Source organism: Bradyrhizobium sp. SZCCT0148, assembly GCF_018129985.1.
Classification (GTDB): domain Bacteria; phylum Pseudomonadota; class Alphaproteobacteria; order Rhizobiales; family Xanthobacteraceae; genus Bradyrhizobium; species Bradyrhizobium japonicum_H.
In genome coordinates, this window is the sequence record NZ_JAFCKT010000003.1 from 265167 (window position 1) to 283692 (window position 18526).

The 18526-nt window shown below is 66.0% G+C and carries 20 protein-coding genes and 1 tRNA gene; 9 read left to right on the plus strand and 12 right to left on the minus strand.

Translation table 11 applies throughout. The features are described 5' to 3' along the window. Positions 1-103 precede the first annotated feature (103 nt). Entirely contained in the window at positions 104-412 is a 309-nt protein-coding gene (locus tag JQ580_RS13035; RefSeq protein WP_212280447.1) for a hypothetical protein, read from the plus strand. 137 nt (positions 413-549) lie between these two features. On the opposite strand, the gene JQ580_RS13040 is transcribed toward JQ580_RS13035, so the two are convergent. From JQ580_RS13040 to JQ580_RS13065, 6 genes are all read right to left on the minus strand, one after another. Further along, positions 550-2508 carry a sensor histidine kinase gene (locus JQ580_RS13040; protein ID WP_212280448.1) on the minus strand — a complete coding sequence of 653 codons (1959 nt, stop codon included), beginning with the start codon at positions 2506-2508 and terminating at the stop codon, positions 550-552. Then, on the minus strand, positions 2505-3188 hold the full coding sequence (locus JQ580_RS13045) for a response regulator transcription factor (RefSeq protein WP_212280449.1): 684 nt from the start codon (positions 3186-3188) through the stop codon (positions 2505-2507). Before JQ580_RS13045 ends, JQ580_RS13040 begins: the two co-directional genes overlap by 4 nt. A gap of 150 nt (positions 3189-3338) precedes the next feature. After that, the gene (locus JQ580_RS13050) at positions 3339-6101 is read right to left on the minus strand and encodes a DUF2235 domain-containing protein (RefSeq protein WP_212280450.1); all 2763 of its coding nucleotides are present in this window, start codon (positions 6099-6101) and stop codon (positions 3339-3341) included. 179 nt (positions 6102-6280) lie between these two features. Continuing rightward, entirely contained in the window at positions 6281-6508 is a 228-nt protein-coding gene (locus JQ580_RS13055; protein ID WP_212280451.1) for a hypothetical protein, read from the minus strand. A gap of 778 nt (positions 6509-7286) precedes the next feature. Next, entirely contained in the window at positions 7287-7589 is a 303-nt protein-coding gene (locus JQ580_RS13060; RefSeq protein ID WP_212280452.1) for a hypothetical protein, read from the minus strand. A 156-nt stretch (positions 7590-7745) separates the two neighbouring features. After that, a tRNA-Leu gene (locus JQ580_RS13065) sits at positions 7746-7830 on the minus strand. A gap of 158 nt (positions 7831-7988) precedes the next feature. Between JQ580_RS13065 and JQ580_RS13070 the strand changes: the two genes are divergently transcribed. Next, entirely contained in the window at positions 7989-8528 is a 540-nt protein-coding gene (locus JQ580_RS13070; protein WP_212280453.1) for a disulfide bond formation protein B, read from the plus strand. Positions 8529-8531: 3 nt separating this feature from the next. Here the strand turns inward: JQ580_RS13070 and JQ580_RS13075 are convergent, their stop codons facing one another. Next, on the minus strand, positions 8532-9617 hold the full coding sequence (locus tag JQ580_RS13075) for an AbrB family transcriptional regulator (protein ID WP_212280454.1): 1086 nt from the start codon (positions 9615-9617) through the stop codon (positions 8532-8534). A 97-nt stretch (positions 9618-9714) separates the two neighbouring features. Then, positions 9715-10005, minus strand: a complete 291-nt coding sequence (locus JQ580_RS13080) for a PsiF family protein (RefSeq protein ID WP_212280455.1) — start codon at positions 10003-10005, stop codon at positions 9715-9717. A gap of 203 nt (positions 10006-10208) precedes the next feature. Here JQ580_RS13080 and JQ580_RS13085 point away from each other — a divergent pair, with 203 nt between their 5' ends. Further along, complete coding sequence (locus tag JQ580_RS13085; protein WP_212280456.1) at positions 10209-10700, plus strand: hypothetical protein; 492 nt, start codon at positions 10209-10211, stop codon at positions 10698-10700. A 46-nt stretch (positions 10701-10746) separates the two neighbouring features. Here JQ580_RS13085 and JQ580_RS13090 read toward each other — a convergent pair whose 3' ends face one another. Beyond that, a complete protein-coding gene (locus JQ580_RS13090) occupies positions 10747-11295 on the minus strand; it encodes a TetR/AcrR family transcriptional regulator (protein WP_212280457.1) in 549 nt (182 codons plus the stop codon). 105 nt (positions 11296-11400) lie between these two features. Here JQ580_RS13090 and JQ580_RS13095 point away from each other — a divergent pair, with 105 nt between their 5' ends. From JQ580_RS13095 to JQ580_RS13115, 5 genes are all read left to right on the plus strand, one after another. Beyond that, complete coding sequence (locus JQ580_RS13095) at positions 11401-11829, plus strand: acyl-CoA thioesterase (RefSeq protein ID WP_212280458.1); 429 nt, start codon at positions 11401-11403, stop codon at positions 11827-11829. A gap of 3 nt (positions 11830-11832) precedes the next feature. Beyond that, positions 11833-12309 carry a PaaI family thioesterase gene (locus JQ580_RS13100; protein ID WP_212280459.1) on the plus strand — a complete coding sequence of 159 codons (477 nt, stop codon included), beginning with the start codon at positions 11833-11835 and terminating at the stop codon, positions 12307-12309. A gap of 44 nt (positions 12310-12353) precedes the next feature. Further along, positions 12354-12737, plus strand: coding sequence for a CidA/LrgA family protein (locus tag JQ580_RS13105; RefSeq protein ID WP_212280460.1), 384 nt, complete (start codon positions 12354-12356; stop codon positions 12735-12737). Continuing rightward, a complete protein-coding gene (locus JQ580_RS13110) occupies positions 12734-13456 on the plus strand; it encodes an LrgB family protein (protein WP_212280461.1) in 723 nt (240 codons plus the stop codon). The genes JQ580_RS13105 and JQ580_RS13110 overlap by 4 nt, the downstream gene beginning before the upstream one ends. 87 nt (positions 13457-13543) lie before the next feature. Then, a complete protein-coding gene (locus JQ580_RS13115) occupies positions 13544-14203 on the plus strand; it encodes a DsbA family protein (protein ID WP_212280462.1) in 660 nt (219 codons plus the stop codon). A gap of 83 nt (positions 14204-14286) precedes the next feature. On the opposite strand, the gene JQ580_RS13120 is transcribed toward JQ580_RS13115, so the two are convergent. The 3 genes from JQ580_RS13120 to JQ580_RS13130 all read right to left on the minus strand — a co-directional run bounded on the left by JQ580_RS13120 (position 14287) and on the right by JQ580_RS13130 (position 16639). After that, positions 14287-14493: a hypothetical protein gene (locus JQ580_RS13120; protein ID WP_212280463.1), complete on the minus strand. Its 207-nt coding sequence runs from the start codon at positions 14491-14493 to the stop codon at positions 14287-14289. 81 nt (positions 14494-14574) lie between these two features. Beyond that, positions 14575-15645: an alpha/beta hydrolase gene (locus JQ580_RS13125; protein ID WP_212280464.1), complete on the minus strand. Its 1071-nt coding sequence runs from the start codon at positions 15643-15645 to the stop codon at positions 14575-14577. A 22-nt stretch (positions 15646-15667) separates the two neighbouring features. Then, positions 15668-16639, minus strand: a complete 972-nt coding sequence (locus tag JQ580_RS13130) for a S1C family serine protease (protein WP_212280465.1) — start codon at positions 16637-16639, stop codon at positions 15668-15670. Between the two features lie 283 nt (positions 16640-16922). Between JQ580_RS13130 and JQ580_RS13135 the strand changes: the two genes are divergently transcribed. Next, the gene (locus JQ580_RS13135; RefSeq protein WP_212280466.1) at positions 16923-18341 is read left to right on the plus strand and encodes a M20 family metallopeptidase; all 1419 of its coding nucleotides are present in this window, start codon (positions 16923-16925) and stop codon (positions 18339-18341) included. Positions 18342-18526: the final 185 nt, after the last annotated feature.

Consider the following 18526-nt stretch of genomic DNA (forward strand, 5'->3'; position numbering starts at 1 on the left):
CATGGCATGTATCCCCACGCCGTCTTTTGTCATTCAGGCTACACCTCGGCTGCGAGACCCGGTGATTGCATCGGGACGCCGAACGGGAAGCAGGAGAGCTAGGATGTCGAAGAGAGCTGGAGCGCTGGGTGCAAGGCTGACTGTCACGGCGCTGACGGTCGTGGCGCTGGCGGGCGTGGCGATGGTGTCGCTGGGGACGAGCCCGGCGCAGGCGGTGGTCTATTGCAAGACCGTCGGCGTGCCTAAGGGCTGCGTGGTGCGGCCGACGGCGGCGGCGGTGGTCGTGGCGCCCGGAGCGCCGGTCGCCGCGGCGGCAGTCGCAACACCCGGTGTCGGTGCGCCCGGTGTCGGCGTGCGCGCGGGAACGCCGATGAACCGCGGTGGCCCGGTCAATCGCGTCGGCAGGCGCTGACATTTCCATTCGATTGACTTGATTGCATCGCTTCGGGCCCAGGGCGCCCCGCGGACGAACCCCCCGTCCTCCGCCGGCAAATCACCCGGCCCGTTCCCTCTCTCCGTGCGTCCCACACGTTTCGGAGAGGGGGCTTTTCAGCCCGTAGCCGCATCGCTGTCGGGAAAACGCTGCGGCAATTGCAGCCGCACGCGCGTCCCGGAGGCATCGGAGCTCAGATCGAGCACCGCGCCGCAGCGCGCGGCGCGATTTCTCATGTTGCGCAGGCCGCGCCCGGTCTGGCCGGTGCGTCCGGTTTCGCCATGGCCGGCCGGTGCAAAGCCGCGGCCGTCGTCGGTCACGCTGATCAGGCCGCACGGCCCCTCGCTTGCGTCGAGCGTTTCGATGGTGACCGTGATGTGGCGGGCCTGCGCGTGCTTGACCGCGTTGGTCACGGCCTCGTCGAGGATGCGCACGATCTGGATGACATGCCATGGCCGCAGTTCCGGGTGCAGCGGCAGGCCCTGCACGGTCGCCACCCGCCACTCCAGCGTGATGTCGTGCGGCCGCAATTGCGCGCTGGCGCGCTCGCGCCAGGAGCCGAGCGCCAGCATCAGGTCGCCGCCGATATCGTCCATGGAATCGATGACGAGACGCAGATCCTTCAGCGCGGCACGGGCCGCATCGGTGATGGTCGCGCCCTCGTGGCCGCGCTCGGAGAGCGCGACGATGCTGACGAGCTGGCCGCCGAGGCCGTCATGCAGGTCGCGCATCAGGCGCGTGCGCTCATTGGCGAGCGCGGCGGCGCGCGCGCGCTCCTCCTCGCGGACGAAGCTCGCCTTCAGCCGTTCCTCGGCCTCCCGCACGCGCGTCACCAGTTGGCCGGCAAAGCTGTCGACCTGGTTCAGCGCGCGGGCGAAGCGCCAGGTCAGTCCCGCGCCGATCGCGACCAGCATCGCCGAATAGGACAGGCGCGAAACGAAGATGCGATCGGTGTTCACGATGTCGATCACCGTCAGCATGTCCTGGATCCAGCAGACCAGCACGATGGTGACGGCGCAGCCGATCGTGAAGCTTGCGGCGTCCTGCCGCCGCACGACCGCGGTCGCGGTCACCCAGGCCATCAGCAACAGGCAAAGCCCGACCGTGGGGATGCCGATCACCAGGAAGAGGATGCGCGGCAGCGGTGGTCCCCCGATCAGCCCGACCACGAACACGACGAGGCCCGGCACGAACAGCAGCATGCCGTAGCGCGGCCAGCGCCAGCCGAAGAACAGCACGCCGAACATGACGACCAACGCGCTTTCGGTCGGCGCGGACGCCAGCAGCACCGCGGCAAGCCGCGACGTGGCGGCCGGCGGCACCGGCGGCGGGACGTACGCCTGCACCACGCCGAGCACCATCGCCGTCGCCAACACGCCATAGACCGGCTCGCGGCGCCGCATCAGCCACATGATCGCGAGGATAACGGCCAGGATCGACTGCCAGGCCGAGAACACCACCGGCAGGGTGACGAACAGCAGCGTGCGCGTCTCGTAGGCCGGACGCAGGGCGGCGTCCGGTCCGACATACACGGTATCGAGAAAGCCCTTCAACGGGCCCCATACGAACAGCCGCACCGTGATCTCGTTGGCGCCCTCGCGCAGCAGCGAAGCGGGAATGGCTGCGATCTGCGGCGTGTTGCGGTCGGGCCGGTTGGCATTGGCGTCGCGCCGGGAATCGAGCACGACGACGCCGTCGACGGCGACTTCGACCGCGTTGCTGAAGCGCGGCAGGTAGACCGACCAGCCCGTGGCCGCTTCGCCGCGTCGGAATGTGAAGTTCCCGGTATAGAGTGGTGGGTCGTCCAGCGAATAACGCGAGGCCGTGAAATGCGGCAGCGTCACGGGCAGCGTTACGCCGTCCTGCCGCAGCGAAAACCCGCTCAGCGCGAAATCGTCGGGGTCGTTCGGCTGCAGCAGCCGCAACCCGAGAATGGTGGCGATCACGATCAGGGCCTGCAGCAGCAGATAGGGCACGAGGCGCGAGGCGATCAGCCGGCGCCGCGGGCGCGCGGCCGCCTTCGCAGGTGCCTTTGCAGCTACCGCTGTAGGCTCTTTGGCCGCGATCTCGCTCACAGCTTGATCAGGCCCTGCTGCACCGCCTCGAACACCGCTTCGCTGCGCGTGTGCACCTCGAGCTTGCGATAGATGTTCTTGATGTGGCCGGGCACGGTCTGCTTGGACAGGCCGAGATGGCTGGCGATCTCGGCATAGCTGAAGCCTTTTGCGATGCCCCAGAGAATGTCGATCTCGCGCGGTGTCAGCCTGGCGGTGTTGAGCGTGGGGCCGGGCGGCGGCTCCGCCGAATTCTGCGCGGCGCCTTGTGTTCTGCGCACGATGAAGCGCGCGATCGAGGCCGAGATCGGCGAATGGCCGGCGACCAGGTCGCGTACGGTGGTGGCGATGTCGGTGGGGAAAGCATCCTTGAGCAGATAGCCGGTGGCGCCCACCGTGATCGCGGAGATCACGCTCTCCTCGTCGCCGAGGGCCGAGATCACCATGATCTCGGTGTCGGGGAAGCGCTGCCGCATCTCGCGGATCAGCTCGATGCCGTGGCCGTCGGGCAGCCGCAGATCGGTCAGCAGCACGCGGGGCGCGCCGGCGGCGAGCGCCGAACGGGCTTCGCCGAGCGTGCCGGCGCTGCGCACCTCGTAGCCGGCCTTGACCAGCGCGTCCTGCAGCCGCCAGCAGGTCGGCGCGTCGTCCTCGACGAGGAGGATGGTGATGATGTCACCCGTCTCGCCCTGTTCGGTCATGATCCTGGTCCCGCGATCCGCGTGTCCCCCGCGGCGCAAGGGCAAGTTTAGCCGCCGGACGCAGGCAGCGACACCCATAATCATGGGGGCGGGATTGCCCCGTGTCCAAGGCGCGGCGCCGAGAGCTCCGACGCGGGAGTCCTGCCGGTCTCAGTTGCTCGCCACCGGTGATGCCGGCTTGTCCGGCGGCATCGGCGGGGCTGGCAGGCGCTGGACCTTGATCTTCGCAGTGCCGCTGTTGTTTCGGTAGAACAGATCGCGCGGTCCCTGGATCGCATCGAGCCAGGACGGGACCCACGATTCCGGAAGCAGCCGCGGGAAGATCTGGACGGCGTCGTTGACGTAGAAGAACAGCTCGCCGGACTCGGGCGCGACGAATTCGGCGACGAGGCGGCCGGTCAAGAGCTGTTTGGTCCAGACCTGGCCAGCCTCGGCGAGCATGGCTGGCGGAATCGGCTCGAACTTGCCGAGTCCGTCGAGCCGGCCCTTGAACTCTGCCGTGTCGTCGAGCCGTACGGGATATCTGTTGCGGCTCCTGCTGATGTCGTCCTCCGCCGGCAAGGTGGGCTTCATGCGGCGGGGGAATTCGTCGGCCGGCATCACATTGACGGCGCTCAGCGGCAGGTCGTTGATGCCTTTGCTGCCGATGCGCACCACCGGCTGGAACCAGTCCGCGGCGAACAGGCGACGCTCCGGCAGAGCCACGTAATGATGCGGCTCGTAGGTCGCAAATCCGTTCGCGCCGCTCATGATGGTACGGTCGAACCATGGCTCCTTGATCTCGAGAAAGACGCGGTATTTGCGGCCCTTCTCGACGGCGAGCCCGCTCCACCAGCAGAAATCCCGGGTGTCGAATGATCCGCGCGCCTCGAGCGGATCGTCCATCACCGGCGTTCCGGTCTGAAACGAGGGAGAACCTTTGGCCGCAGGCGGCGAGCAGACCGATCCGAGGGCGAGACGTCCGGTGAACAAGCTGCTCGACACGATCACCGCGGCCGAGCCGAAGATCGCGATCAGGAAGACCGCCGGCACCAAACCCTTGGTGATGACGCGTTGCGCCGGACCGGCATTCAGGCGCATCCAATGTCCGAACCGCATCAGCGGTCCCGGCTCGTCGACGTGATCCATGCTGGCCCTGCGGCGCGGCGTATTCCAGGCGAGTCGCGCCCGCTCCTGGATGTCGTCACGCAACGTTGCGTTCTTGTGCCAGATCCACCAGGTGACGATCACCACGATCGAGGTCAGGAAGGGGTAGTAGGTCGCGATGTTGAGCCAGGGGGCCGCATAGGACGGCAGCACGTCTCGCAGCAGATTGGTCAGCGGCGCCACCACTGCGCCCATCACCCAGTCGATATTGGTAATGAAAGACAGTGCGCCGGTACCCTCGAGGGCGCGGTCTTCGGACCACTGCACCAGCGCGTGCGCGATCCACGGCCAGGCGGCGATCACTCCGACCATGAACAGAAGCGAAAAATAGGCGACGCGACGCCACCACACGGTGTCGCGCGTGAGGCTCGACATGGTGGCGTCTGGCGTGCTCATCCTGATGAAGGCCCTGGCCTCCTCGGTACGACGTGGCCCCGTCGCCTTTTGCAGATAGGCGGCCTTCATGACCTCGCGCGCATGTTGCTCGTCGATATCCTTGTCGTCGCCCTCCGACCGCAGCGGCAATTTCGTTCCGTCCGGCAGCAGCACCAGGCAGCTCGCCGGAAGCATGATCGGCGCGTAATCGTCACAGCCGAACAGCATCCGCTCGATGACCGCGAAGTGCACCACTGGCGGCCCGCCATTGACGTCGCCGCCGAGGATCGGACGCGGTCCATAACGGTACAGCACCGCTGCGCCGCCGCGGGAATCGTGCCGTGGTCCGAGCGCCGATTGATAGTCCCTGAAATGCTCGATCTCGCCGTCCTTGAAGCGCAGCCGGCCGCCGAGCTGCTCGACCATCCAGACCAGCGGCACGAAGGACAGCGTGGATTCCGGATAGCCGCCGCCGATGTCGGAATGAACGCCCGTAAACCAGACTTCCTTGACGATCTGTCCCTGCGCCAGATGGCTCTGGTCGATCCGCAGCGGATGGAATGTGGTGCGTTCGTCGTCGAGCGCGAGCGCGTGACAGGCGTGCCTGACCTTGTGCGACAGCCGATGATTGCGGAAAGAGATCGGCCAGATCGCCCAGTCGACGGCGAGACGGAGCTCCTCGACCGGAACGCCGAACGCCTCGACGGTGTCGAACAGGCCGAGGAATGCGATCTCGACGTCGCTGCGCCCGTTCATTTTCCTCCGCACCTCGGCATAGCTCCGGTGCCCGCAAAACCAGTGATAGAGGAACAGCAGGAAGTCGCGGATCCAGCGCGTGACCCAGATCGTCGGCAGGCTCCTGGTCCAGGGCACGGTGTCGCGCCGGTACGCGCGCCAGGCGGCTTTGACGTTGCGGCTCATCTCGGCATGCGACACTGGGGTGTCGTCGATTTCCGCCGGCACCAGGCCCTGGCTCGAGATCAGCGCGGCCAGCGTGCGCGCGGTGAAGGCGCCGCGGCTGAAGCCGAAGATGTAGATGTCGTCGCCGGGACGCCAGTTCCAGCACAGGAAGCGATAGAGCTTGCGGACATTGGAAGGCACGCCGATACCAGTGGCACCGTCGAGCGCGGCCAACGGTGCCCAGCCGGCGGTGCCGACACCCTTGATGTAGTGCGCGATCTGATCCGGCTGGGTATGGTCCAGCGCCTCATAGAGCCGCCAGACGCTGGATTCCTTCGTGGTGAACGCATTGCCGGTGCCGTCGGCGAACAGCACCAGCTTGCGTCTCGGCAAGGCCGCGCCTTCGTCATTCCCGGCGCCGGACGTGCGTTCCGGCCTGGGATAATCGGCTTCGGAAGAGCCGGCGTTCCGCTCGACATCATGATGCGTCATGGGTCGCTCCGGCGATGCAACCGGAAAGTGTCAGGCCTGAACCGGGCTGCACTCCCCGGAATTCATCAATCGCTGCGTCATCTAATGCAGGTGCAGCCTGCCCATAATCCCGTTGAGGTAGCAAGCCAGCCGCTTCACCATGACGAGATAGTGATGCGTACCGGTGATGCCGACCCGGTCTATGAAACGTCGATCCGCGGCGGCGGATAGCGCCGGGCCAGCATCGACAGCGACAGACGCCGTTCGTCGGCCGGCAGCTCCAGATAGGCCAGCACCAGCGGCCGCTTCCAGTCACCGACGCCGAAATCCATCGCCATCCACTTCTGCGGCTCGGGACCTTCGAGGCCCCGAACCCAGACGAAATAGCAGGGGAGGTCGTCGGCGTCAGTCGTGCGTGTCCTGGCCATCAAGCTGTCCGCTGCATCACATCGGTTGCTTCAGGATATAGGCGGTGGCGCGGCGAAGTCGAACGGCTCGCACCGGTTCGGAGCACGACAGCCGAGGTGGTATTCTGGGCGCCTCAGCGCGCCTATCGAAAGGATGGCCGCGGGTAGCCTGCTCTCAAGCGCGATTGCCCCGCTCCGGGGGGATGAAAGCCTAATCCAAGAATTCTGCTTGACCGAAATTCGGAAATATCGTATGCGTCGCTCATCCCGGCCCTGGGATAAGGGGCGTTTCGCGATCGTCACGATGCGCGGGCCGGGTGGCGGTGGACGCGGAATGCATCGGCGCGCCAGCAATCGCAGGGCGGGTTTGGCCCGTGAGTGGTTGGGCGGCGCGCACACGACCGGTGCGCTCCGCGTACGGCAAAAGCGTGTCGTCCTGACGCCCGGGGTCTGTGCGTCAAGGCTTGCGGTGATGTGGCTGCCCAACCGGGCGTGCGCATCAGCCATCCGCAAGGCGACGGGGGCAATAGTGCAACGCTCCCCGGGGAGAGCACGCCATAAGCCGTCAAACGCTGCGCAGGGAAAGGCCGGGATGTCCCAGGCTGCCCTGTATGCCGCTGTGCATTTGTCTTCGCGCAATTTGCGCACAGCGGACCGTGGGTGCCAGCCGGCGCCCGGCCTTCCCTGCGCCCTTTCCTTGGGAGGGGGCGTCGAGAGAAGCACAAGACTCGGACGCCATGCGCCGCGAGGCGTAGCGGCGCGTCTTGTTATCCAGAAGTGGGCGGGCTCGTCTTGTCGATCACCGCCACAACTCGCAGGTTGCCACGCGGTTGATGTCGGCAAGGCGGCGCGCAGCGTTTCCGTGCAGATCGAGGCTTTCGACCAGCGTCAGCAGGCGCCGATAGGCGGCCTCGGCAATGTCGACCGGGAGCGGGGACTCGTCAAAGGCCTCGACATAGTTGCCGACGATGCCGCTGAGCAGCCGGCACAGGCCGCGCTGGGCGGGATCGCTGTGGCCGAGCATCTCGAGCTTATGCTGAAAGGTCTGGAAGGTCCGCAAGCCGTGGTGCTGTTGCAAAAGCCACGCGTGCAAATCGTTCATATGAGCTCCTTCGAATAACGGAAGAAGCTGCCGGCTTATACAGTGGAGATCGGGGGATGGCTAGCGGGAGAGCGGATTCGCTGAGACAGTGCGTCTTCGCCAAGAGGCTTCGCCCTTCGGCTCGGCTGCGCCACGCGTAGCCCGAAGGGCGAAGCGTGGTGCCCCTGGCCGGAATCGAACCAGCACTCCTTGCGGAACTCGATTTTGAGTCGAGCGCGTCTACCAGTTCCGCCACAGGGGCCCTCGGTCGGCCCTATGAGGCGAGCGTCGCGAAGCCGGCGGACTATAGCCATGGACAAAGCGGGGTCAACCCGCGCCAAAGTGATGCCGGCCGTTCTCGACAGCCGCATGGACCGGGGCTAGAGGCTTACGAGAGCAACCGACCGGAAAGAGGCTGCCGTGACGACCCAGAGTGCCGCAATACCTGCGTTCAAGCCGGCTGCCAGCGGGCCCGCGCTGACGGCATCGCTGCTTGTCACGCTGATTGCCGCGGCGACCATCGCGGGCGCCTGGTTCTTCCAGCTCGTTCTGGAGATCCTGCCGTGTCCGCTCTGCCTGGAGCAGCGCTACGCCTATTACCTCGCGATCCCGCTCGGTGCGCTGACGGCGCTTGCGGCGCGGAGCGGCGCGCCGCGGCCGCTGCTGCTGGCGGGGCTCGCGATCCTTGCGCTGGCGACGCTCGCCAATGCCGGTCTCGGCACCTATCACTCGGGCGTCGAATGGGGATTCTGGAAGGGGCCGACCGATTGCACCGGTCCGGTCGTCAACCTCGGCAATGCCGGCGATCTCTTCTCGAAGCTCGACACCGTGAAGGTGGTGCGTTGCGACGAGGTGCAATGGCGCTTCCTCGGCCTCTCGCTCGCCGGCTACAACGTGCTGATCTCGCTGCTGATGGCCGCGATCGCCGCGTGGGGATTTGCAGCCACGGCGAAACGCTGAAGCTCAATCGTCCACGTCGTCCTGCGTGCGTCCGAACAGATGCACGATGCCCGGCGTCGCGATCGTCACGAACACGAAACGCGAGAGGTGATGGGCGCCGACGAAGATCGGGTCGATGTGCAGGGTCAGCGCCAGCGCCAGCATGGCATCCATCGCACCGGGCGCGAAGGCGACGACGGTGTCGGAGAACTTGACCTGGGTGGTCAGCGCCACGATGCCGACGAAGATGGCCGAGACGGCGATCGCGACCGTGAACGAGCCCAGCGCCGCGTTGATGTGGCCGGCGAGTGTCTTGAGCCGCATCCGCGCGAAGCGGCTGCCGATCAGCGCGCCGATCCCAACCAGCGCCACGCCGCGCACCCAGTCCGGCAGGCCGCCTTCGACCCAGCCGGCGCCGTGCAGCACGCTGGAGGCGATCATGGCGCCGAACATCCAGCTCGCCGGAAACCTGATCAGGCGCAGGACCAGCGCCATGGCGAGCGACGCCGCGACCAGCTCGACGAGATCGAGCGGCGAGGCGATCGTCGTCGTCAGCGACGGCGCGGCAGAGGGGGCGACGCCTGCAAACGCGAGCACCATCGGCAGTGCCGCGGTGAGGATGATGACGCGCATGGTCTGTACCACCGCGATGCCCGGCAGGTCGGCGCCGCGCTCGACCGCCAGAATCGTGATCTGCGACAGCGCGCCGGGGCTGCCGGCGAGGAACGCCGAGGTGCGGTCCCAGCCATGGAAGCGCTGGAGGTAATAGCTCGAGCCGAAGGTCGAGCAGAAGGTCGCGAGCGCAAGCAGCCCGATGGTGAGGGGGTAGGCACCGACCTGCTGCAGCAGGTGGCGCGAGACCACCGAGCCCAGCGAAATGCCGAGCAGCACCAGCACGGTCTGGGTCAGGAGCGGCGGCAGCGCGAGCTGCCGTCCGGCAATCGCGGCGATCCCGACCGCGATCATCGAGCCGGAGATCAGTCCCCCGGGAAGGCCGGCAAGGAGAAACACAAGGCCGCCGGCGGTGCCGATGACAAGCGTCTCCACCGTGCTCAGGATCTTGGCACGGCTCGGCCATTCGAACGACAGGGAGGCGGCGATTTGCTTCACACCGCCTTATCGCAAATCGGCGAGAGGCGCACAATTGCAGGCTCGTCATGCCGCAATGCGCGTGCCTCCCGCTGACGCGCGCAGGACCCGCGAGGGATTATTTCTTGTCGGCGGCAGGGGCGGCGGGGGCCGCCGGCGCGGCGGTACCGGCCCTCGCTTCCTTCTTGCACTCGCGACGGAATTTCTTGCGCTCCTTGCCCTTCAGCCCCTTGGCGTCCGCCTGCTTGGAGCACTCGATCGACTCGGCCGTACGCTCCTTCATTGCCTTCTTGTCGATGGTGGTAGCCGTATCGACCTTGGCCGCCGGCGCGGCGGTCTGCGCGAAGGCGGTGCCGCTGGCGAGCAGGGAGGCGAGGGCGACGGCGGCGAGGCGAGAGGCGAGGGTCATGGTGCTGCACTCATCTTGCGAGAATGGCGAAGGGTTGCGAACCTCGGCTCGCGTTGCTGAACGCGACATGAATAATCTGAACGGCGCCGCGACTATATTTTGGCGGCGGGGAGCCAGCGCTTCCTTGTCGCAAATGGCGGACACGCTAGGATAGCAAGTCTTGTTTCACTTCCCTCTGGGAAGGCCAAGGAGGAGACTTAAGGATGACCATTCAATCGAAAATGATCTGCGCGATTGCGTTGTCGGGATTTGCTGCGTTGGCGGTGACAGCGCCGGCGCAGGCCCTGACGTCGCAGGAGTGCAGCGCCAAATACCAGGCTGCCAAGAAGGACGGCTCGCTCGGTACCATGAAGTGGAATGACTTCCGCAAGGCCCAGTGCGGCGCGGATGCAACGCCGGCTGCTGCCGCGCCGGCCGCTCCCGCACCGACCGCAGCCGCGCCCGCCGAGCCGAAGCAGGCCAAGAAGGAGGCGGCCCCGGCTGCCGCGCCGACCTTGCCGGCCGGACCCGCGATCTATCCGAACGCGATCGATCCGAAATATGCCAAGGAGACCCCGGGCAAGGGGCGTCTGCATACCTGCGTCGACCAGTACAACGCCAACAAGACCACCAACGGCAACGGGGGCCTGAAGTGGATCCAGAAGGGCGGCGGCTATTACAGCGAATGCAACAAGAAGCTGAAGGGCGCCGCCTGAGCTTCGAATCGACACGATGGCCGGAGCAACTCTCCGGCCATTTCGCCTAGTCGAGCAATTTCTCGGCCGATTTCGCCACGAGCTGCGACCGCTTGCGCGGACCGCGCTCTACGAACAACAGGCTCTGGCCGAAGATGAAGCAATAGAACAGAAAGGCCTGCGCCTCGGCCTCGTCGGCTGCAAGGCCGGTGGCCCGATAGAGTTCGGCGACGTGCTTGAGCCGCACTTCGTCGACGGCCGCCACAGCGGCCGCGGCGTTCTCGTCCGAGCGGGCCCATTGCCGGATCGCGAGCTCGATCGCCATCGCGTCCGGATTGAGACGCTCGGAATAGAGCTGGATCACCGCCTTCAGCCGTTCGCGTGGCTCTTGACCGTCGAGGCGCGTCTGCTGCGCGATCGACGCGGTCCGCCCCTCGCGCCAATGTTGCAGCATGGCATCGAGCAGCGCGGCCCGGTCGGCAAAGCGGCGGTAGAAGCCGCCCTTGGTGACGCCGAGATTCTTGGCGAGCACCTCGATCCGGACACCCTCGACCCCGGCGCGGGCGAGCTCGGCAAAGCCCGCCTCGACCCAGACATCGCCCTTGCCGTCGCTCATGGAAGAGACCTCTCCGATTCTTGATACGGTGCCGTATTGCTAACGCGTTGCGCGCCTGATACGCTACCGTATCAAGATTGATAAACATCGAGGGCGGAGACGGCGATGGAGCAGGAGGCAACCTATCGCGGCACGGTCTATCCGTGGCAATGCGACCATGTCGGCCACATGAACATCATGTGGTATGTCGGCAAATTCGACGAAGCCAACTGGAATCTGTTCGCCCGCCTCGGCCTGACGCCGAGCTATCTGCGCTCCTCCGGCCGCGGCATGGCCGCCGTGCAGCAGAACATCGCCTACAGGCGCGAGCTGCTCGCCGGCGACATCGTCGAGATCCGCAGCCATCTGCTCGAAATTCGCGACAAGTCGATCCGCTTCCGGCACGACATGACGAATGTCGAGACCGGCGAGATCGCCGCAACTTGCGAGATCACCGGCGTGCACATGGACCGGAGCCAGCGCAAATCGGCGCCGTTCGCGGCGGCCATCCGCGAGATCGCTCTACGCCATCTCGCCGCTGCCGCCGAGGCCTGAGCCATGGCTGCGTTCGAGCCCAAGAACCCGGGCTATCACGCGGCGTCGATCGCGATGTTCGAGCGCCAGCCGGCGATGCACACGCTCGGCATCGTGATCGTCCGCCTTGCGCCGGGCGAGGCCGAGCTGGCGATGCTGCATGCGCCGGCTCTCACCCAGCAGAACGGCTTTGTCCACGCCGGCATCAACACCGCAGGCCTCGACAACGCCTGCGGTGTTGCGGCCTTTACCCTGATGCCGCGCGAGGCCGACATCCTAACCGTCGAGTTCAAGACCACGCTGCTCGCGCCGGCTCGGGGCGAGCGGTTCGTCTTCAAGGCGGAGGTGGTCAAGCCGGGTCGCACGCTCACGTTCTGCGAGGCCAGGGCGTTTGCCGAGCACGAGGGCAACACCACGCTGATCGCCACCATGACCGGCACGTTGATGGCGATGCTGCCCCGCATTGCTGCTTCGCACGAGCCGCGCACATCCCGTGCATAGCGCCGATTGACAAGCCCGCCGACGCATCCCTTGATGGGCTCGTCATGCTTGCGAGTCTCGGCCTCATCCTGCTGTGCCAATTGATCGGCGAAGCCGTCGTGCGCGGCATCGGCCTGCCATTGCCGGGGCCGGTGCTCGGCCTGCTGCTGCTCCTGATCCTGCTGCTCGCCCGCGATCGCTTCGCTGTGCTTGCACACGGGCCGCTGCGTAACGACGGCGTGGAAACCGCCAGCAAGGGCCTGCTGGCGCATCTGTCGCTGTTGTTCGTGCCGGCCGGCGTCGGCGTCGTGCAGAAGCTCGACCTGCTCGCCTCGCACGGCATCGCCATCGTCCTGATGCTCGCGCTCTCCGTGGTCGTCACGCTGCTGGCGACGGTGCTGACCTTCCGCCTCGTCAGCCGCCTGTTGAAGCAGCAGGACGCGCGATGAACGACAATCCGTTTTCGCTTTGGGTCTATCTCTCGCAGTCGCCGCTGCTGTGGCTGACCGTGACGTTGCTGGTCTATGCGACCACGGATGCGGTGTCGCTCGCGACCCGGCGCCATCCGCTCGCCAATCCCGTGCTGCACGCGATGTGGATCATCGGCGCGTTCCTGCTCGCGACCGGCACGTCCTATACGAGCTATTTCGCCGGCGCGCAGTTCGTGCACTTCCTGCTGGGGCCTGCCACCGTCGCGCTCGCGGTGCCGCTCTATGAGAACCGCCGGCGCGTCGCGTCGTCCATCGTGCCGATGCTGGTGGCGCTGCTCGCGGGATCGATCACGGCGGTGGTGTCGGTGGTGCTGCTGGCCGAACTCGCGGGCCTGCCGCGCGACGTGGTGCTGTCGCTGGCGCCGAAATCGGTCACCGCCGGCGTCGCCATGGGCATCGCCGAATCCTTGCACGCCGATCCCTCGCTGGCGGCGGTGGCGGTGATCCTCACCGGTATCATGGGCGCCATCATCGTGACGCCGTTGATGAACCGCACCGGCGTCACCGATTACCGCGCGCGCGGATTTGCGGCTGGCCTGGCCGCGCATGGCATCGGCACCGCGCGTGCGTTCCAGGTCGACGAGATTGCCGGCGTGTTCTCCGGCATCGCCATGAGCCTGAACGCCTTGGTGACCTCGTTCCTGGTCCCCCTGGCGGTCACCCTGCTGGTGCGATGACATCGCCGCCGCGACACTCTATATGACGCGTAACAATTCCCGGTCCCGAACCGTATTCGGGGAGATGGGACCGAAACGGGACGAGATATGGCTGGATTTGGGATTAAGGGCCTTAGGCCGACGCGGCGCGCGGCGCTGACGCTGATCGGGGCAGGCGCCCTCGCAGCTGGCGGGATCACCTCGGCGCTGGCAGCCGCCGATAGTGACGAGGTGCTGACCGAAGCCAAGGTGTTGCGCGATCCTGATACGCCCGTCGCCGGCAATCCCGACGGCAACGTCACGATCGTCGAATGGTCCGACTACAATTGCCCTTATTGCCGCAAGCTCGAGCCCGAACTGCGCCAGGTCGTCCAGGACGACGGCAAGGTGCGGCTGGTGATGAAGGATTGGCCGATCCTGGGGCCGGTCTCGGTCACGGCGGCGCGCACCGCGCTCGCGGCGAAATTCCAGGACAAGTACCATCAGGCCCATGATGCCATGATGGGCGTCAACTCGCGCCTGACCGAGCCGCGCATCAACGAGCTGCTCTCTGCCGCCGGCGTCGACATGGACCGCCTGAAGCGCGATCTCGCCGGCCGCGGCAGCGACATCGACGCCCTGCTCAAGCGCAACAACGAGCAGGCCGAAGCCTTCGGCTTCCGCGGCACCCCGGCCTTCATCGTCGGCAAGTATCGCGTTCCGGGCGTGCTCAGCATTGCCGAGTTCGAGCAGGTCATCGCCGATGCCCGCAAGGCCAAGATGAACTGATACGCGCAGCGTCGATCGCGGCCAACGCAAAGACGCCGTCGCGGATCCGCGACGGCGCCTCGTTCATGTCCGACAGTGCGGCGTTACTTCTGCGAGATTCGCACCCAGTCCCGGTGAGCGCGATCGCGCAGGGCATCCCAATCGGCCTTCGCGACGTCCCAGTTCACGATCGTGCGATTCACGCCCGCGACTTCGCCGTTGGCAACGGACGATGTCTGCATGGAGTCATAGACATAGACTCCTCCGGTAAGGAGCAGCGCGCCCAAGATCATTCCGAAAAAAGTCCGCATGGCTAACCTCCGATGACGGCCGATAACGTCGGCCCGAAGTGAAGGTTCCGCGGCACTGTGGCACGGATGAGGTGGACTTGTTCATCCCGCCTTCAGCCACTGCACCAGCTCCGCATTGATTTCCCGCGGATAGGTGTGGCTGAGGTCGTCGATCTCGCGATAGGTGACATCGGCGCCGGCGGCCGCGAGCGCCGCCTGGGTCTGGCGCGCGGTCTGCACCGGAAACATCCAGTCGAGCTTGCCGTGGGTGATGAAGATCGGCAGACCCTGCAGGCGCGCGGCGTCGGCCATCTCCGCCATCAGCGGATGGAAGGTTGCCGAGACCGGCGCCAGATGGGTGAAGGGCGAGGCGCCGTCGAGACCGCTGACATAACTGAAGGTGCCGCCGTCGCTCATGCCGGTCAGCAGCATGCGCGAGCTGTCGATGCTCCAGCGGCTGCGCACGGTCTCGAGGATGCGCATGAGATTGGGCGTATCGGCATCGTCGCCCATCAGGGCCCAGGTCGGACCAGTCGCGGTCGGCGCCACCAGGATTGCGCCAAGGCTGCGGGCGTCGCGCAGCCAGCTCCACAGAAAGCCGCGTCCGTTGCCGCTGCCGCCATGCAGTGCCATCACCAGCGGCATGGCGCGCCCGGGCATATAATACTCGGGCACGTAGACCGAGAAGCCGCCGCGGCTGCCGGGTTCGTTGTGATCATGGAAGATGCCGGTATCTTCGCTCGCGCCGGCTTCGAGTCGCGACAACAGATCCGCATTGTCGCGATTGGCGGTATTGAGAAAGAAATTGCTGACGGGAGGAAATTGCAGCGACAGCGGATAAAGCGCCTCCTGCGCGCGCGGCACATGGCGCAGCGCACGGAAGACGGCGACGAGATCGCCATTGCCGCGCTCGACCTCGCGGATTCCGGCAAAGGCGGCAAGCGTCTCGTCGCAGGCGCGGTCCAGTCGCTCGCGGAGGCCCGCGAACTGCTCCGGCCACGCTCCAACAGCCGCGCGGGCCGCTTGCAGCGCTTCATCCGGTGCGCCGATCGCGTTCATCACGGAAGCGAACGCCGGCGGATGCAGATGGCGTTGGAAGAAGCCGAGCGCTTCCAGCGAATTGAGCAGCGGCGGCAGCACGGCCACGATGTCGTCGATCACGGCCTCGCTCATCGCAGCTTCCTTCAGCGTCGCATCAATGCAGCTTCGGCGCCTTCAAGAGCTTGAAGCGATCGGTCGAGGCCACCGTGACGTCGAAGGTGACACCTTGGTGGTAGACCGTCAGCGGCACGTCGACACCGGCGGCGCCGAGTGCCCACATCTTCTTGTAGAACGCGGTCTGGCTCGTGACCTTGTCGCCGTTCACGGCGAGGATGATATCGTCGGTCTTGAGTTCGGCGCGCGCGGCAGGGCCGTTCGGGGAGATCCCGATCACGACCACGCGGTTGTCGATCTCGGTCGAGTAGAGCCCGAGCCAGGGTCGCGCCGGCTTGTTGACGCGACCGAACTTGCGCAGATCGTCCAGAACCGGCTTCAAGATGTCGATCGGCACGACCATGTTGACGTGCTCGGCCTTGCCGTCGCGTTCGCGCTCCAGCTGGAGCGAGCCGATGCCGATCAGCTCGCCGCGCTCGTTGAGCAGTGCCGTGCCGCCCCAGTTCGGATGGGCGGGATAGGTGAAGATGGCCTCGTCCAGCAAATATTCCCAATAGCCGGCGAACTCCTGCTTGGCCACGATCTGGCTCGCCACCGAGCGCGTGCGGCCGCCGGCGCCGCCGACCACGACGCGGTCGCCGATTCCGGTTTCCGCCGAGCTGCCGATCGGCAACGGCTCGACGTCGAGGTCGCCGAGGGCCTGCACCAGGCCGAAGCCGGTTTCGGAATCGAACCCGAGCGCATGGCCTTCGACCACGCGCCCGTCGCCGAGGTGCAGCCACACCGATTCCGCCTCGGTGATGAGATAGCCGATGGTCAGCACGAGTCCGCGGTCGATCACGACGCCGTTGCCGGCGCGTTCGGTGCCCAGCGTCTCGGCGCTGAAGGCGTCCGGCGGGATGATGGCGTGCAGACCGACGACGGATGCCAGCGCGCGGTCGAGATCGAAACCGTAGTCGCTCGCACGCGGCTGATTGGCCGGCGGCACTCTCCATTCGGTCAAAGCGGGCATGGAGTTCTCCTGGCTTAAGTGCATCGCTCCGAGACTGCAGAGCGACGCGCGAAGCACGGCTAATTTAGGCTGAGGAAGGGCGTCTTGAAAGCCTCGTTCCCAACTATTCGCAGAACCCCGCGTGAAATCTTCGAAAGGCTCAGATGCATCCCGCGCGAATGGCAGGCGACCCTCGATCCAGCATGCGGCCGCATGGCTGGTGTCCGGCGAGGTGCTAGGCGCAGTACGATGAAACTGCTAACCATTGCCGCTTCGTTTGACCAAGAGATCACGGACCGAAGCAATGGACAACCGCAGCGACATCTGGCGTGGCATCGACACGATCAAGGGACGTTTCATCGACCTCAGCGACAAGGTCTGGGGCATGCCCGAGGTGTGCTACACCGAGGCGCGGTCTGCCGCCGAGCACCTCGCCGAGCTGCGCCACCAGGGCTTCCGCATCACCGAGAAGGTTGCCGGCATTCCGACCGCAGTCATGGGCGAGTGGGGCGAGGGCGGTCCTGTCATCGCATTCATGGGCGAATATGACGCGTTGCCCGGTCTCAGCCAGGAAGCGGGCGTTGCCGAGCCTCGTCCGATCGAATCCGGCGGACACGGCCATGGCTGTGGTCACAACCTGCTCGGTTCCGCGGCGTTGCTGGCCGCGACCGCGGTGAAGGACTGGCTGGGCGAAAACAAGGTGCCCGGCCGCGTGCGCTATTATGGCTGCCCGGCTGAAGAAGGCGGCGCGGCCAAGGCCTTCATGGTGCGTTCCGGCGCGTTCGAGGACGCCGACATCGCCATCACCTGGCATCCGCACAGTTTCTGGGAGGTCGCGGTGACGCCGTCGCTCGCCAACACGCGCGCGGACTTCATCTTCACCGGCCGCACCTCGCATGCGGCGGCCTCGCCGCATCTCGGCCGTTCCGCGCTCGATGCGGTGGAATTGATGAATGTCGGCGTGAACTACATGCGCGAGCACATGCCGAGCGATGCACGGGTGCATTACGCGCTACTCGACACCGGCGGCATCGCGCCCAACGTGGTCCAGGCCCATGCGCGGGTGCGCTACTCGATCCGGGCCCGTGACCTTCCCGGCATGAACGAACTGGTCGGGCGCGTCAGCAAGATCGCAGAAGGTGCGGCGCTGATGACCGAGACCAAGGTCGAGATGAAGATCATCTCCGCGGTCTCCAACATCCTGCCGAACGCGCCGCTGGAGCAGGCGCTGCACCGTGTGATGGAAGAGCTCGGACCGCCGCATTTCGACGACGCGGACAAAGGCTTTGCCAGCCAGATCCGTGCGACGCTGAGCGACAAGGATATCGCATCGGTCTATTACGCGATCGGCATGGAACAGACCGATCGGCCGCTGGCCGACTTCCTGGTGCCGCTAGATGCCAAGCGCAATCCGCTGGTCGGCTCGACCGACGTCGGTGACGTCAGCTGGGTGGTGCCGACCGTGCAGGTTCACGCCCCCACGGTTGCGATCGGCACGCCGTTCCACACCTGGCAGGTGGTGGCGCAGGGCAAAAGCCCGCACGCCCACAAGGCCATGGTGCAGGCCGCCAAGGCGATGGCCGGTCTCGGCATCAAGGCGCTGACAGATCCGGAACTGATCAAGGCGGCCAAGGCCGACCTGAAAAAGCGGACAGCCAAGACGCCGTATGTCTGTCCGCTGCCGGACCACATTGAACCGCCGCTCGACATGTCCGTCGCGTAGAATTACGCCTCGACACTTCGTCTGATCCTGCGAACAAATTTTTCGCAGTGCAGCGTGCAATCCAGCATGTTTTGATGCTGGATTGCCAAACGGATGGGCTGAGCAGCGCAGTTTTGCCCAACAGACAGCCAGAAGACCGTTTGCATACACACGGTCCCAGTTGACGGGCCCCCCATTCGGTGTGC

Bases quoted from the DNA above. Each gene is read 5' to 3' on its own strand.
- JQ580_RS13035 (WP_212280447.1), top strand. From the start codon at position 104: ATGTCGAAGAGAGCTGGAGCGCTGGGTGCAAGGCTGACTGTCACGGCG.
- JQ580_RS13045 (WP_212280449.1), bottom strand. From the start codon at position 3,188: ATGACCGAACAGGGCGAGACGGGTGACATCATCACCATCCTCCTCGTC.
- JQ580_RS13050 (WP_212280450.1), bottom strand. From the start codon at position 6,101: ATGACGCATCATGATGTCGAGCGGAACGCCGGCTCTTCCGAAGCCGAT.
- JQ580_RS13055 (WP_212280451.1), bottom strand. From the start codon at position 6,508: ATGGCCAGGACACGCACGACTGACGCCGACGACCTCCCCTGCTATTTC.
- JQ580_RS13060 (WP_212280452.1), bottom strand. From the start codon at position 7,589: ATGAACGATTTGCACGCGTGGCTTTTGCAACAGCACCACGGCTTGCGG.
- JQ580_RS13080 (WP_212280455.1), bottom strand. From the start codon at position 10,005: ATGACCCTCGCCTCTCGCCTCGCCGCCGTCGCCCTCGCCTCCCTGCTC.
- JQ580_RS13085 (WP_212280456.1), top strand. From the start codon at position 10,209: ATGACCATTCAATCGAAAATGATCTGCGCGATTGCGTTGTCGGGATTT.
- JQ580_RS13090 (WP_212280457.1), bottom strand. From the start codon at position 11,295: ATGAGCGACGGCAAGGGCGATGTCTGGGTCGAGGCGGGCTTTGCCGAG.
- JQ580_RS13095 (WP_212280458.1), top strand. From the start codon at position 11,401: ATGGAGCAGGAGGCAACCTATCGCGGCACGGTCTATCCGTGGCAATGC.
- JQ580_RS13100 (WP_212280459.1), top strand. From the start codon at position 11,833: ATGGCTGCGTTCGAGCCCAAGAACCCGGGCTATCACGCGGCGTCGATC.
- JQ580_RS13105 (WP_212280460.1), top strand. From the start codon at position 12,354: ATGCTTGCGAGTCTCGGCCTCATCCTGCTGTGCCAATTGATCGGCGAA.
- JQ580_RS13110 (WP_212280461.1), top strand. From the start codon at position 12,734: ATGAACGACAATCCGTTTTCGCTTTGGGTCTATCTCTCGCAGTCGCCG.
- JQ580_RS13115 (WP_212280462.1), top strand. From the start codon at position 13,544: ATGGCTGGATTTGGGATTAAGGGCCTTAGGCCGACGCGGCGCGCGGCG.
- JQ580_RS13120 (WP_212280463.1), bottom strand. From the start codon at position 14,493: ATGCGGACTTTTTTCGGAATGATCTTGGGCGCGCTGCTCCTTACCGGA.
- JQ580_RS13125 (WP_212280464.1), bottom strand. From the start codon at position 15,645: ATGAGCGAGGCCGTGATCGACGACATCGTGGCCGTGCTGCCGCCGCTG.
- JQ580_RS13130 (WP_212280465.1), bottom strand. From the start codon at position 16,639: ATGCCCGCTTTGACCGAATGGAGAGTGCCGCCGGCCAATCAGCCGCGT.
- JQ580_RS13135 (WP_212280466.1), top strand. From the start codon at position 16,923: ATGGACAACCGCAGCGACATCTGGCGTGGCATCGACACGATCAAGGGA.